The sequence below is a fragment of the Pandoraea fibrosis genome, from assembly GCF_000807775.2.
Taxonomy (GTDB): Bacteria; Pseudomonadota; Gammaproteobacteria; order Burkholderiales; family Burkholderiaceae; genus Pandoraea; species Pandoraea fibrosis.
In genome coordinates, this window is sequence record NZ_CP047385.1 from 3,306,867 (window position 1) to 3,321,643 (window position 14,777).

Sequence of the window (14,777 nt, forward strand, 5' to 3'; positions counted from 1 at the left end):
TGCGGGAGCGGCACCAGCGGGAGGTCGGACGGGTAAAGCCCCTGTGCCAGCCGGCACCGCGACCGTGCCGGACACTGCGTCCGGCGCCACTGCCTCGCCTGAGGCGGCTATCAATACCGTTGCGTCCGTGTCGGCACCGCCTGGCACGAGTCAGCGAACCGTGACGTTTGCCCAGTTGGGGCAGACGAATGGCTTACGCCTGCGTGGCACGGAAGGCGCGGGCGATGTCAATTTCGGAATCCGACTTGATCAGACGGTCGCTTCGGCATTGCTTAGGCTGCGCTACGCGTATTCGCCTGCGCTGATCCCCGATCTCTCGCAACTCAAGGTCTATCTGAATGAAGAGCTGATCGCCACGTTGCCGTTCAACAAACAGGACGGCGGCAAGAATCTGATCCGCGAAATTCCGCTCGACCCACGCTTGCTCTCGGGCTTCAACCGGATTCGCCTGGTGCTCATCGGCCACTACACGATGGAGTGCGAGGATCCGATGCACTCCAGCCTGTGGGCCGATATCAGCCCACAGAGCGAGATCGTCACCAGCACGCAACCGCTCACGCTGCGTAACGATCTGGCCACGCTGCCTGCCCCGTTCTTCGATCGTCACGACAATCGCGATCAGTCGGTGCCGTTTGTCTTCGGTGCGCCGCCGTCGCTGGCTGTCGTGCATGCGGCTGGCGTGGTGGCGACGTGGGCCGGGGCCATCGGCGACTACCGCCGCACGCGCTTTCCGGTCAGCGTGAATACGCTGCCGTCAAAGCACGCCATCGTATTTGCCACGAACGACACGCTGCCGCCGGCGCTCAATCTAGGGAAGGTCGACGCGCCCACGCTGCGCATGATCTCGAATCCGAACGACCCGTCGCTCAAACTGCTCGTCGTGCAGGGGCGTGACGCCAAGGATCTGGAGACGGCTGCCCTTGCGCTGGTATCGGGCCGCGCCGCGCTCTCGGGGGACGCGACGCGCATCGACGCGCTCGAACCGTTGCCGGCGCGTCCGGCCTACGACGCGCCGCGCTGGGTGCGCACCGACCGCCCGGTCAAGCTGGGGGAACTGGTCGACAACCCCAGCGATCTTCAGGCGAACGGCTATATGCCGTGGCCGATCCGCGTTCAGCTCAATTTGCCGGCCGACTTGCTGACGTGGCAGAACACCGGCGTGCCGATGGACCTGAAGTACCGCTACACGCCGCCGGTCAAACCCGACGATTCGTCGATGAGCGTGGCGATCAACGATCAGTTCGTGCGCGCCTATCGTCTGCGCGCGGCGGGGGCGAGCACCGATAAGAGCCACATGCTCGTGGAGTTGCTCTCGGATGGCACGATGGCCGACCGCAGAGAGGTTCGCATCCCTGCTTTCCAGGTGGCGTCGCGCAATTCGTTGTCGTTCCAGTTCGCCATGGAGCCGCACAAGGAAGGTCTGTGCAGCCAGACGATCACGAACGCGGCCCGGTCGGCCATCGATGCGGACTCGACCATCGACTTCAGCGGTCTGCCGCACTACGCCGAGATGCCGAATCTGAGCTTCTTCGTCGGCAGTGGCTTCCCGTTCACGAAATATGCCGATCTGGCGCAGACGGCCGTTGTCATGTCGAAGACGCCCGACACGGCGGAACTCGAAACGGTGTTCTCGACGCTCGGTCAGTTCGGCCGCTCGACCGGCACGTATGCCGATCGCTTCGAGGTGCTCGACACGACGCAAACGGACCGCTTCAAAGACCGCGACTTGCTGGTCGTCGGAGGGAAGGACGCCGCAGACCTGCTGATCAAGTGGGGCAAGAATCTGCCATTGATCATCGACAAGACACGTCGCGTGCTGAGCGCGCAGCCGCAAGGCTATCGGGGGGATGGCGCTACCGGCTCGGCACTCGCGGCCAGCCGTGTCGGCCCGGCCCGCATGGACGCGCTCTCGCAAGGACCGCTCGCCGCCCTCGTCGGTTTCGAATCGCCCGTGAGTCCGTCACGCTCGGTTGTCGCCATCAATGCGTCGAGCGACGACTCGTTGCTCAGCGTCGTCGACGCCATCGACGACAACACGCGGCGCGCCGCGATTCACGGCGATCTGGCGGTGGTCAACGGCGAGCGCGTCGAATCGTACCGGCTGGGACAGACGTATTTTGTCGGCGACGTGAGCTGGTGGACCCGCATTCGCTACCACCTCTCAAGCCACCCGGTTCTGGTCGGATTGGTGGCGTTGCTCGCGGCCTTCGCGATTGCGCTCAAGTGCTTCGGCTGGTTACAGCGCCGCGCATCGCGTCGTCTGGAGAAGTAAATGAAACGCGCCGATGCTTACGGCCGGCGCCGTCGTGCCGTGTTGCGTGCGCTCGCCGCCTGCAGCGCGGTGCCGATGCTCGCCAGTCTGATACCGCCGGTGCATGGCGCACCGGCGAAGGCGGCGTCCGCGCCCGCCGCAGGCGGCCGTGCGTGCGCGTCGGTCGACTGGCCGGACTGGACACGCTTCAAGGCAGGCTTTCTGAGTGACGACGGACGCGTGATCGATCGCAGCATGAGCGATCAGCGCACGGTGTCGGAAGGTCAGGCCTATGCGTTGACCTTTGCGCTGATTGCCAACGACCGGGCGACCTTCGACAAGGTGCTCGACTGGACGGTCAACAATCTCGCGCAGGGCGATCTCACCGCCCATCTGCCGGCGTGGCTCTGGGGCAAGAAGGACGACGGACAGTGGGCCGTACTCGACAGCAACCCGGCCAGCGATGCCGATATGTGGATCGCCTATGCGCTGGGCGAGGCGGGGCGGCTGTGGAACGTGCGGCGCTACTCCGCGCTGGGCGCCCTCGTCGCGCGACGTATCACCTCCGAAGAGAGCGATTTCGTGCCGGGTCTTGGCCGGACACTGCTCCCGGCCCCGGTGGGCTTTCATCCTGCCAAGGACCTCTGGCGCCTCAATCCCAGCTATGTGCCGATGCAGGTGGTGCGGCGTCTGGCGGGACTCTTTCCCGAGAGCGGCTGGGCACAACTCGTGACGTCCTCGCTCAAGCAGATCACGCTGACAGCGCCCCCCCTGGGATTCGCGCCGGAATGGGCGATGTACCGCGCCGGCCGGGGCTTCGAGATTGATCCCGAAACGCAGGGCGAGGGCAGCTATAACGCGATTCGTGTCTATCTCTGGGCGGGCATGCTCGCGCCCAGCAGCGAGGATTTTCACGCCCTGCGGCACAGCTTCGATGGCATGTTGAAGTACGTGGCGGCCCACGGTGCGCCGCCCGAACGAGTGAATACCCGCGACGGCACCGCGAAGCAGGACGGCGGTTCGGGCTTTTCCGCGGCACTGGTGCCACTGCTTCAGGCGGTAGGCAATACAGCGCTGGCGCAGGGGCAGGTCGCCCGCGCCCGATCACTCGATGCGCAATCGGCGCCGGGCTACTACAGCTCGGTACTTTCGCTGTTCGGTCTGGGCTGGCAGGACGGGCACTTCCGTTTCGCCGCCGACGGCACGTTGCAAGTGCCATGGGAGGCGGCTTGCGCGACACGTTGATCCGTTCCGCCTGCGTGACGTGCCTGCTGATGGCCACCGGTGGTGGACATGTGCGTGCCGCGCCCGCGTCGAACGCGGGGAACAGCAACGCCAACGCCGTGGCGCCGAATCGAGACGTGAGCAATCTGCTCGCGAGCGCGCATCTCTGGCATTCGCGCTATCGCAACGATCTCGCCCGTTCCGCGCTTGAGAAGGCGCTGCTCGTGCAGCCGGATCAACCGGACGCGCTCTCGCTGCTCGGTCAGATCGAGATCGAGGAGAATCATCCGCAGCAGGCGAACAAGGCATTGCAGACGCTACGCGCCAAGTATCCAAACGCCCCGGCGACGAAAGCGCTGGCCGACGTGATCCGGATCAATACCGTCGATAAATCGCGCATCGCGCGTGCCCGGATATTGCAACGCAGCGGGCAGGCCGATGCCGCGTTCGCCGAATATAAAGCGCTGTTTCCCGATGGCCCGCCCGCGGGCGATCTCGGTGTCGAGTACTACCGGGCGCAGGCGAACGCCACCAACGGTTGGTCTTCGGCGCAACAGGGGCTGGCGAATCTGGCGAAGGCGTCGCCGGAGGACTCCCGCGCCTCGCAGTCGTTGGCCGAGTTGATGATGGATCGGCCGGCGAGCCGCCTTGCAGGCACGCGGATGGTGGCGGAACTCGCGGCGCGTCCCAACGCCGATCTGAACGCTCTGCTCCCGCTGTGGCAGAAAGGGTTGTCCAAGGCGGACGGCAATCTCGCGTGGCTGCCGCTGTATCAACGTTATCTCGCGCTTGCGCCGAACGATGCCGATATTCGTGCGGCCTACGACAAGCTGAATGCGCAGCAGGCCGCTCGCACGCGCATGCTCAACGACCCATCCTACAAGGCGCGTCAGGCCGGCATTCAGGCGCTCGATCAGGGGCGTCTGGGCGATGCGGAGAAATCCCTCGATGCAGCGCGCGTCAAGCGCCCGAACGACGGGGAAGTGCTTGGCTCGCTAGGCCTGGTGAAGATGCGGCAGGGCGATCACAAGGGCGCGCAGGCGCTGTTCGAGCAAGCACTGCGCAAGGACCCGGACAACGCCGGCAAGTGGCGCGGACTGCTGCGGACGTCGCAGTTCTGGGGGGCGATGTCCGAGGCGCGCGACGCACGCGATGCGGGACGTCTCGATGAGGCCGACCGGCTCGTGCGCAGCGCGTTGGCCAGCGATCCGCGCAATCCCGACGGACTGGCGCTGCTGGGTGATATTGCGATGGACGACAAGCGCGACGACGATGCCGAGCGATTGTTCCAACAGGCGCTCAAGATCGAACCGGACAACGACACGGCCCTGCGCGGCATGATTACCCTGTACTCGCGTCAGCAGCGTCGCGCAGAGCTTGCGACCCTGCTGGGCGATCTGAGGCGGCGCTTCCCGCAGGACAAGGCACGTTTCGACAAGGCGGAAGCCGCCGCTTTGTCGGACGATGCCGAGCGCGAGATTGCGCAAGGCCACAACGGGCCGGCGCTGGCGGCGTTGGAGCGCGCCGTCGCGCTCGATCCGGGCAATGCGTGGACACGCTATTCGCTCGCGAGTCTCTACCGGAAGTTGCGTCTGCCGCAGATAGGCCGCGATGTGATGGCAGAGGGCATGCGCCAGCCGCTCGAGTCCGACGACCGCGCGCAGATGCTGTATGCGCAGGCGATTTACCTGAACGTCATCGACGATGAAGTGGGCGCACGGGCATCGCTCGCACAGATTCCGGCGGCCAACGTCACGCCATCGATCTAGGGCATGCGCACGACGCTGGCGATTCGCGAGGCGGCACGTCAGGCCCGTGAAGCACATGCCGCGGGCGACGACGCGCAGAGCGAGCAGCGTTACCGCGAGGCGTTGACGATGGCCGGCGACGATCCGGAACTGATCGGCGAGGTGGCGCGCGCACGCGTGTCGGCCGGTCAACCCGATCAGGGCCTGGCCCTCATGCGCGACTGGCTTGCCGCCCACGCAGTCAAGCCACAACCCGACGCACAACTACGCTATGCGGAACTGCTCAATACGGCGGAGCGCGACGCCGAACTCGGCACCTTCCTCACGGGCATCGATCCGGCCACGCTCGGGGCCGATCAGCGCGACGAATGGCAGGATTTGCAGGACCGGCTGGCGTTGCGTCAAGCCGACCGGGCACGTGCGCTGGGCGACTTCAAGACAGCGCGCGAAAAGCTCGAGCCGTTGCTCGCGCGACAACCGCCCGATAAGCGCGCGATGTCGACGTTGGGCGATATCTATTTCGACGAACGCCGCTATGACGACGCCCGCAGAATTGCGCAAGCACAGATCCGTCAGGACCCGAGCGATCAGGACGCGCGCCTGTCGCTCGTGCGCGTGCTTTACGAACTTCAGGACGACGAGGCCGCGAACCGAGAACTCGATCGCGCGCTGGCCGAGGCGCCGCCGGACGACGTCTGGACTCAACTCGCGGTCGTGCGGCGCCTTACCTCGATGGAGCGCTTCGACGAGGCCATCGCGCTCAACGACAAGCTGCGCGCCCAATTCCCCGAGACGTCTGCCGTGACGGTGCAACGCGGGCGCATCGCGCAGTCCCAGCGTCATTACAACGAGGCGAAGGGATGGTACGACCAGGCCCGCAAGGAAGAGATCGTGCAGGGCGCGCTGCCCGGCTATGACGGCATGACGTCGGCCGAATCGGCGATCGACTCGCTGGAATCGCGTCGCAACAGCTATGTGGCGGCGGGCTACGAAATCGATCAGAAGAAGGGCGACGGCGGCATCTCGATGTTCAACGCGCGCGCTGTGCCACTGTATGGCCAATACGCGCTCGGCTACGACGGCCATGTGTTCGCGCAGACCGACTACGTCAGCGCAGACTCCGGCGACTTGCCGTTGAACGGCACCTCGGAGTTCGGCACGCTGCCGTTCCTGAACGTGCAGTCGTTCCGGGCGGCGAACCCCGGTGTGTTGGGCGACTATGGCACGAAGCGTCAGAAGGCGCACGGTCAGGCGCTGATGCTCGGGTATGAGAACGACTGGATTCGGGCCGACATCGGCCATACGCCCATCGGCTTTCCCATCTCCTACGTGACCGGTGGCGTGCGCCTGTTCGGCAACCTTGGACGTTACAACTACTGGGTCGATGCGTCGCGCCGGCCGATGACGGGCAGCATGGTCTCGTATGCCGGTGCCTATCTGCCGTTGCCCGAGATTTTCGGCGACGGTAAATGGGGCGGCGTGCGGCGCGACGCCATTACGTTCCACGCGTCGCGCGACTTCGCGAAGTGGGGCGTTTTCGCCGAAGCCAGTGTGGCGCGGCTCACGGGCGAAAATGTGCTGAACAACTCGGAGGTGTCGGCGCGCACGGGTGTCGATCTGCCGCTGATCTACAAGCGCGACATGCGCCTGAACACAGGCCTTACGCTGTTCTTCGACAGTTTTGCGCAGAACGAGCGCTTCTACACTTACGGCCATGGCGGGTACTACAGCCCGCAAACGTATGTCTCGCTGACGCTACCGCTGGAATGGTACGGACGCACGCAACGCTGGTCGTACTACCTGCGCGGTTCGGTGTCGTTCTCTCAGAGTCAGGAGAAGTCCATGCCGTACTTCCCGACAGATGGCGCACTGCAAGCGGCCAGCGGCAACCTCACCTACGGCTCGGGGGGCGGCTTCGGTGTCGGCTTCTCGGTGCTCGGCCGCGCGGAGTACTGGGTCAACCGTCATTGGGTCATCGGCGGTCAGGTGCAGTTCGAGCGCTCCGACTACTACGCGCCGAATCGCTTCCTCGTCTACATGCGTTATCACTTCGACGGCCGTCGCGGTGACGTGCCGATGCCGCCTTCACCGGTACGGCCGATCTGGAGTTACTGACCCATGAGCGCTCGCGTCGATTTCGTTCTTACCGTTGCCGTTTCAGGGGCGCCCGAAAAGGCGGCCGGGGAGGGCGCATGCTGACGCTCATCGCCGTTGTCTCCAGTGCCGGTGGGGCAGGGCGCAGCACGGTCACAGCGCATCTGTCCATGCAACTCGCACAGGCTGCCCATCCCGTCGCAGTGCTCGAACTCGACGCCCAGAACAGCATCGGCGCATTGCTGGGGCTGCGAGAGACGTGTGGCAAAGGTGTGCTGTCGCCGGGTGTCGCACCGGACAGTTGGCGCAGCGTGTTGTGCGACACCCCGGCCGGCGTGTCGTTGCTGAGCGCCGGACGCACCGACGCGACGACGCTCGCGGCACTCGGCCAATGGTTGCAGCAGGACACCGGAGGGCTGCGGCGTCAGCTCGACGCGCTCGGGCTGGCCGCGGGCACACGGGTGCTCATCGACACGCAACGCTTGCCCGATGTGGTGGCGCAAGCGGCGATGGCGGCGGCTGATCTCGTGCTCGGGGTGGTACCCGTGACGACCACGGGCTATGTCACGCAGCCGGATCTGATGGCGGCCAGCGCGGGCCGGGCGCTGATGGTGCCCAATCTGGCGGCGGCCAGTTCCGCGCTCAACAACGATCTTTTGCATCTGATGCAAACGCGTGCGGGCGACGCCATCGTGCCGCTGCGAATTCACCGTGACGACGCCGTCGGTACGGCGGCGGCGAGCGCTCAGACGTTGGCCGCCGCAGGCCCAGGATCTCAGGCAGCACTCGATTTCGTGCATCTGGCGGCGTGGCTGCTGCGCGTGACAACGCCCGGCGAGACTTCGTCGGCCGGTGCGGGGAGGGAAAGCCCATGATCAGCGATGCGCTGCGCTCGCTCTATCGGCTCGGCCGCGAGATGCTGATCATGCGTCTCGAGGTGCCCCGGCGACCTGACGGACGCCCGCCACGTCTGCTTCAGTGGATGCTGGCCGCGACCCTGCGCTTCCCCGACCACCGGCTGTGGGTGTCGCGAGTCGGCGATCATGGCGTGGCGCGTCTGGCGATGCGGCTTGATGTGCGCCAAATCGATCAGTGGCGCGACTGGTGGCTGCGCATGCTGTTCCAGCCCGCACGCCGGGGCCGACCGGACTATCCGGGACGTGCGTTCGCGTGGATCAACGAACGTGTCACGCGTCGGATCGACGTGCCGGCCGACGCCAGCTTCTGGCAGATCATGGGCGCGCTGTGCTGGCGCCGGGCCGACCGCCGGCCGGCGTTCCCACCGTATACAGCTTGGCTTGCGTTCCGGAACAATAACGAACGCGTGCGGCTGTGGTTGGTGCAGACGCTCTTCGGCATTCCGCCCGACACGCCTGCGCAACTTGCGCATCGCTTCGACAAGCAGCTCGAGCGGGTGATGCAATGGCGGGTGACCTCGGCCGTCGTTGCCATACTCGGGCTGATCGGCGTGTTCTGGATCGTGACCACACCGTTCGAACCGTTCGAGCAATTGCTGTTCTCGATCTGCACGCTCACGCTCGCGCTGGTGTTCCGCCGACTCGACAGCCAGTACTCCGTCCTCGTGTTGATTGGCCTGTCGCTGATTTCGACGATCCGTTATGTGTGGTGGCGTCTCACCCAGTCGCTGGCATTCGACACGGTGGCCGAGGCGGTGGGCGGATACACCCTTGTCGCCGCCGAGGTATACACGTGGTTGATCCTGCTGTTCGGCTACGTCCAGACGGTCTGGCCGTTGCACCGCCGCATCACGCCGCTGCCGCCGGACACGCGGGAATGGCCTACCGTCGACATCTATATCCCGACGTACAACGAGGGGCTCGACGTGGTGCGTCCGACCGTTTATGCGGCTTGCGGGATCGACTGGCCGCCCGAGAAGCTCAACATTTATCTGCTCGACGACGGACGCCGCGAAGCGATGCGCGATTTTGCCGCGCAGGCGGGGGTGCATTACATGACGCGCCCCGACAACCGCCACGCCAAGGCAGGCAATATCAACCACGCGCTGGGAAAGACACAGGGCGAATTCATCGCCATTTTCGACTGCGATCACATCCCTGTGCGCTCGTTCCTGCAGACGACGATGGGTTCGTTCCTCAAGGACGCACGTTGCTCGCTCGTGCAAACGCCGCACCACTTTTTCTCCGACGATCCGTTCGAGCGCAACCTCGCCACGCGCGGCGCGGTGCCCAACGAGGGGCGTCTGTTCTACGGCATCGTGCAGGACGGTAACGACTTCTGGAATGCCTCGTTCTTCTGCGGGTCGTGCGCGGTGTTGCGTCGCACCGCCCTCGATGAAGTCGGCGGTGTGGCCGTCGAAACCGTGACGGAAGACGCCCATACCGCGCTCAAGATGCACCGCCGTGGCTGGAATACGGTGTACCTCAAGGTCGTGCAGGCCGCCGGTCTGGCGACCGAATCGCTCTCCGGGCATGTGGGACAACGCATTCGGTGGGCGCGCGGCATGGCGCAGATCTTTCGCGTCGATAACCCGCTTCTCGGACGCGGCCTGAAACTCGGCCAGCGCATTTGTTACGCGAGTGCGATGCTGCATTTCTTCTACGGCATTCCGCGCATCATTTTCCTGCTGGCGCCGATCTGTTACCTGTTCTTCGGTCTGCACATCGTGCAGGCCGCCGCACTTAGCATCTGTGCTTACGTGCTGCCACACATTGCGCACGCGAACATCGCCAACTCGCGTATTCAGGGCAAGTATCGTCATTCGTTCTGGTCGGATGTCTACGAAGCGGTGCTGGCCTGGTACGTGGCGCTGCCGACGACGGTGGCGTTCATCAACCCGCGTTACGGCAAATTCAACGTGACCGCCAAGGGTGGGTTGATCGAGCAGAGCTTTTTCGACTGGACCATCTCGAAGCCTTATCTGGTGTTGCTCGGCTTCAACCTGCTGGGCTTTCTCGCGGGCATCCTGCGTTACTTCTACGGTCCGGCGCACGAGACCGGGGCGCTGGTTTTCAATCTGGCGTGGGTGTCGTTCAATCTGGCCGTGCTCGGCGCTGCGGTGGCCGTGGCAACCGAGGTGAAGCAGGTGCGCCGCACGCACCGCGTGTCGATGCGCATGCCCGCGACGCTCTATCTGCCCGATGGGCGCACGATGGCGTGCCATACGCGCGATTTTTCGGGCGGCGGTCTGGCGTTGCAACTGCCGGTGCCGATCGATCTGGGCGTGGGCACCGAAGCACAGGTCGCGTTGGCGCGGGGAGTGAACGAGTACGGCTTCCCGGTGAGCGTGGTCGGTTCACGCGGACATTCCCTGTTCCTCTCGTTCCTGCCGCTCACCGCTGAGCAAGACAAGCATCTCGTGCAATTCACGTTCGGCCGCGCCGACGCCTGGCGTGACTGGGATGCCGAACGCACCCGCGACGAGCCGATCAAGGCGCTCTTCGAAATGTTGGGGATGGGGCTGCGCGGCTACCAGGTGCTGGCGAATTACCTGCTGAGCAAGCTCGTCACGCGTTGGCAGAATCGTCTGCGTGGTGTGCGTCAGATGTAGAGCGTGAGGCGCATGGCCGGCGGGGGCGTTTGGGCGGTACGTAGAATCGCAGGAAAACCGCGAAGCAGTCATTCGGAAGCAAGCGGGACGTGAGCCGGACGGAACCGGCGCCAAGGAACCATACGATGGGCATCTGGAACCTCTATTTCATCCTGAAGCTGTTGCTGCTGTGGGCGGGCATCATCGGTTTTCACATGCTGCCGAACTTCATCTTCGCGGTGTTGCTCACGATCCGGCTGCGTCCTCGTTGGGCGCGCATCGCGCGACAGGTCATCGCCATTCCTGCGGGCGCTGCACTCCTTTACTACGATTCGAACCTGCCGCCGTTCGCCCGCTTCATCGAGCAATTGCCCGCGCTGCTGCAATTCCGTTTCTCCTACATCATCGAACTGCTGGGCCGCTTCGTGTCGGCGCGGGACTGGCTGTTGCTTGCGATCATGGTGCTCGTGTACTGGATCGTGAATCGTTGGGTGCGCGTGACGACTTTCGTGCTGTTGGCCCTGCTGATCGTGCCGGGCGTGCTGCGCGTCGGCACGCTCGTATCGGTCTCGCCGGTAGTGGCCGCGCAGGGCGACACCTCGGCGGTGACGGCAGGGGCGGGTGCGGGAGCGACAGGTGCCGCAGGCGGGGGGGCGACAGCGGGGGCGGCTGGCGAATTCGTGGCGGGCGACGGTGAGGTGCCGCCCGGAGCGAACCCGAACGCGGCGCTCAACAGCTTTTACGCGCGCGAACTGACGCGCTCCGTCTCGTTGCCGGCGCAGGCCGGGGCCGGACCGGACTTCGACATCATCTTCCTGCATATCTGCTCGCTCGCACAAGACGATCTGGACGTCGACAATCTCAACAACCAGCCGTTGCTCTCACGTTTCGACTTCGTCTTCAAGAACTTCAACTCGGCGGCGAGCTACAGTGGACCGGCGGCCATTCGGGTGTTGCGCGCGGGCTGCGGCCAGCCGACGCACAAGGCGCTGTACGATCCTGCCGGCCCGCAGTGTTATGTGATGAGCGACCTGAAGCAACTCGGCTTTACGCCCACGCTCGCCTTGAACCACGACGGGCACTTCGACAACTTCATGCAGGAAGTGCAACAGAACTTTAACGTTCAGGGCATCACGCCATTCGACAACACGCACGCGCGAGTGGCGATGCGAGCCTTCGACGAAACGCCGATCCGCTCGGACGGCGACGTGTTGCAATCGTGGTGGAAGCAACGCACGGCGCAGCCGGACAAGCGCGTGGCGCTCTACTACAACACGATCTCCCTGCACGACGGCAACCGTCTCGAAGGCTCGAAGCTCTCCAGCGCACAGAGCTATCCGCTGCGGGCCAAGGCCATGTTCGACGACTTCAGTCAGTTCATCGACACCATTGCGAAGTCGGGCCGCAAGGCGGTCGTCGTGTTCGTGCCGGAGCACGGGGCCGCGTTGCGCGGCAGCAAGTTGCAGATCTCGGGGATGCGCGAGATCCCGCTGCCGGAGATCACGCATGTGCCGGTTGCGGTCAAACTGGTGGGCTTCGGTAACGATGCGACGGCGGCACACGGCACGCCGATCACGATTTCCACGCCCACGAGCTATCTGGCGCTCATGACGCTCGTCTCGCATCTGGTGGCGAACAATCCGTTCGCGGGCACGCCGGATCTGGCGCAGTATGCCAATGATTTGCCGCAGACGGCTTTCGTGTCGGCGAACGAGCAGACGACCGTCATGCGATATGACGGCAAGATGCTCATTCGCGGGGCTGACGGCGTCTGGCTGGACCTGAAATCGCTGGAGTAGCCGACGCTCACGCTTTTTTCCGGAATCGCGCATACTGTGTGTCTCGCCCGCGCAAGCGGGCAGCGCAGTCTTGTATCGCCGTTTGATATTGCCTGATTCGAACATTCCGGGAGTTACCGTGCAATACACGAAATTCGGCCGCACCGGCCTGACCGTTTCCCGCCTGTGTCTGGGTACCATGACGTTCGGTCTCCAAACCGAAGAAGCCGCGAGCCACGCGATTCTCGACCGCACGTCCGACGCAGGTGTCAACTTCATCGATATCGCCGACGTCTATCCGCTTGGCGCCGATACGTCGCTTGCCGGGCGTACCGAAGAGATCGTCGGCCGCTGGCTCAAGGGACGTCGCGACAAGTTCATCGTTGCCACCAAAGCGTGCGGTCAGATGGGACCCTCGCCGTGGGACAAGGGCGCGTCGCGCAAGCACCTGCTGGACGCCATCGATGCCTCGCTGAACCGTCTGGGCACCGACTACGTCGATCTCTATCAGTTGCATTCCGACGACACCGACACGCCGATCGACGAGACGCTCGAGGCGCTCGACACCATCGTGAAATCGGGCAAGGCACGCTATATCGGCGTATCGAATTACCTTGCCTATCGCCTCGCGCGGGCGCTGGGCCGTGCCGACGTGCTGCGCGTTGCGCGTTTCGTGTCGGTGCAACCCCGCTACAACCTGCTGTTTCGCCAGATCGAACGCGAACTGTTGCCGCTCGCGAGCGAAGAAGGGTTGGCCGTCATTCCTTACAACCCGCTGGCGGGCGGCTTGCTGACCGGCAAGTACCGGCACGACGCCGCGCCCAGCGAAGGGCGCTTCACTACCGCCACGGTCGGCAAGGCCGGCGCCATGTATCAGCAACGCTATTGGCACGAGCGCGAGTTCGAGACCATCGAGACGCTCAAGGGAATCGCGAAAGATGCCGGCGAGTCGTTGACGCGTTTGTCGCTCGCCTGGGTACTCGCGAATCCCGTCGTGACATCGGCCATCATCGGTGCCAGCCGCGTCGAGCAACTCACGGAAACGTTGGGGACCATCGACTACACGTTGGCGCCGGACCTCAAGGCGAAGCTCGACGAAGCGTCGCATGCCTATCGCTGGGGTGACGCGGCGCGGTAAGCATCGCAAACCTCACTGTAATTTCCACTCCTCACGCGAGGCCGATCATGACCAAACGCATTTTGCTGGCAACCGACGGTAGCGAATCTTCGCGCCGTGCGCTGCGTGAGGCTGCGGCCTTCGCGCGCAACGGCGACGCGATCCGCGTGATTCATACGGTGGAAGACCCCGTCAATTTCTTGACGTCGGCTTTCGGTAAGCTCATCGATCTGGAGCAGGTGCGCCGCGACATGCAGCGCGAGGGCGAAGAGCACCTCGCGCGTGCGGTGCTGTACCTGCGTGAGGAGGGGTTCGACGCGCAAGCCCATCTGCTCGATCTGCGCACGACGGGCGAAACCGTTCCCGAGGCCATGACGCGCGAGGCCTACGAGTGGGGCGCCGACATCATCATTGTGGGTACGCACGGCCGTAGCGGCGTGCGGCGCGCCATGCTGGGCAGTATTGCCGAGCAGATTCTGCGTAGCGCGGAGGTGCCTGTGATGCTGGTGTCGGGGGAGGCAAGGCCGCACCTGCCACTTCGCTCGGGCGGGCATTACGAGCGGCTTCTCGTGGCGCTGGACGACAGCGAGACATCGCGCCGTGCGTTCGAATACGCGCTAGCGCTTGCCCGGACACACGGAGCATCGTTGCGCGTTGTGCATGTCCTGGACCTGCCGGGACCGTTTCTGGCCGGCTTCGATCCGGAGCCATTGCTCGAGGCGGTGCGTGCGGTGGCGGAACAGGTGAAACGCTGGGCGACGCAGAAATTGCATGACGCCGAGGTGCCGAGCGAGGTCGAGATGCGGGAGATCCAGCCGGTGGGCGAGGGCGTTGCCGATCAGATCATCGCGGCGGGCAGGGATGCCGACGTCGATGTCATCGTCCTCGGCACGCATGGCCGCCGGGGTTTCCGCCGCTTCACGCTGGGCAGTGTGGCGGAAGACACGGCCCGTCACGCGGGCCGTCCGGTATTGCTATTGCCTGCGCACGCCCCCGTGGAGTGATGCTCCCCGGGCGTGGCGTATCCGGCGGCGGGCCGTCGAACTCACCGTGCCGC

The 14,777-nt window shown here is 64.8% G+C and carries 9 protein-coding genes; all 9 read left to right on the forward strand.

The window, feature by feature from the left end:
* The first annotated feature begins 43 nt into the window (after positions 1 to 43).
* The 9 genes from bcsB (at position 44) to PI93_RS14655 (ending at position 14,724) form a co-directional block, all read left to right on the forward strand.
* Positions 44 to 2,272, forward strand: a complete 2,229-nt coding sequence (gene bcsB / locus PI93_RS14615; protein ID WP_158453250.1) for a cellulose biosynthesis cyclic di-GMP-binding regulatory protein BcsB — start codon at positions 44 to 46, stop codon at positions 2,270 to 2,272.
* Positions 2,273 to 3,496, forward strand: coding sequence for a cellulose synthase complex periplasmic endoglucanase BcsZ (gene bcsZ / locus PI93_RS14620; RefSeq protein ID WP_039365884.1), 1,224 nt, complete (start codon positions 2,273 to 2,275; stop codon positions 3,494 to 3,496).
* Positions 3,481 to 5,244, forward strand: coding sequence for a tetratricopeptide repeat protein (locus tag PI93_RS14625; protein ID WP_158453249.1), 1,764 nt, complete (start codon positions 3,481 to 3,483; stop codon positions 5,242 to 5,244). Before bcsZ ends, PI93_RS14625 begins: the two co-directional genes overlap by 16 nt.
* A gap of 3 nt (positions 5,245 to 5,247) precedes the next feature.
* Entirely contained in the window at positions 5,248 to 7,338 is a 2,091-nt protein-coding gene (locus PI93_RS14630; protein ID WP_039365880.1) for a cellulose biosynthesis protein BcsC, read from the forward strand.
* A gap of 77 nt (positions 7,339 to 7,415) precedes the next feature.
* Positions 7,416 to 8,192: a cellulose synthase operon protein YhjQ/BcsQ gene (locus PI93_RS14635; RefSeq protein WP_039365878.1), complete on the forward strand. Its 777-nt coding sequence runs from the start codon at positions 7,416 to 7,418 to the stop codon at positions 8,190 to 8,192.
* Positions 8,189 to 10,846: a UDP-forming cellulose synthase catalytic subunit gene (gene bcsA / locus PI93_RS14640; RefSeq protein ID WP_039365875.1), complete on the forward strand. Its 2,658-nt coding sequence runs from the start codon at positions 8,189 to 8,191 to the stop codon at positions 10,844 to 10,846. The genes PI93_RS14635 and bcsA overlap by 4 nt, the downstream gene beginning before the upstream one ends.
* 125 nt (positions 10,847 to 10,971) lie before the next feature.
* Positions 10,972 to 12,624 carry a cellulose biosynthesis protein BcsG gene (gene bcsG / locus PI93_RS14645; RefSeq protein ID WP_039365873.1) on the forward strand — a complete coding sequence of 551 codons (1,653 nt, stop codon included), beginning with the start codon at positions 10,972 to 10,974 and terminating at the stop codon, positions 12,622 to 12,624.
* Positions 12,625 to 12,742: 118 nt separating this feature from the next.
* Positions 12,743 to 13,741: an aldo/keto reductase gene (locus PI93_RS14650; RefSeq protein WP_039365871.1), complete on the forward strand. Its 999-nt coding sequence runs from the start codon at positions 12,743 to 12,745 to the stop codon at positions 13,739 to 13,741.
* Between the two features lie 47 nt (positions 13,742 to 13,788).
* The gene (locus PI93_RS14655) at positions 13,789 to 14,724 is read left to right on the forward strand and encodes a universal stress protein (protein WP_039365870.1); all 936 of its coding nucleotides are present in this window, start codon (positions 13,789 to 13,791) and stop codon (positions 14,722 to 14,724) included.
* Positions 14,725 to 14,777: the final 53 nt, after the last annotated feature.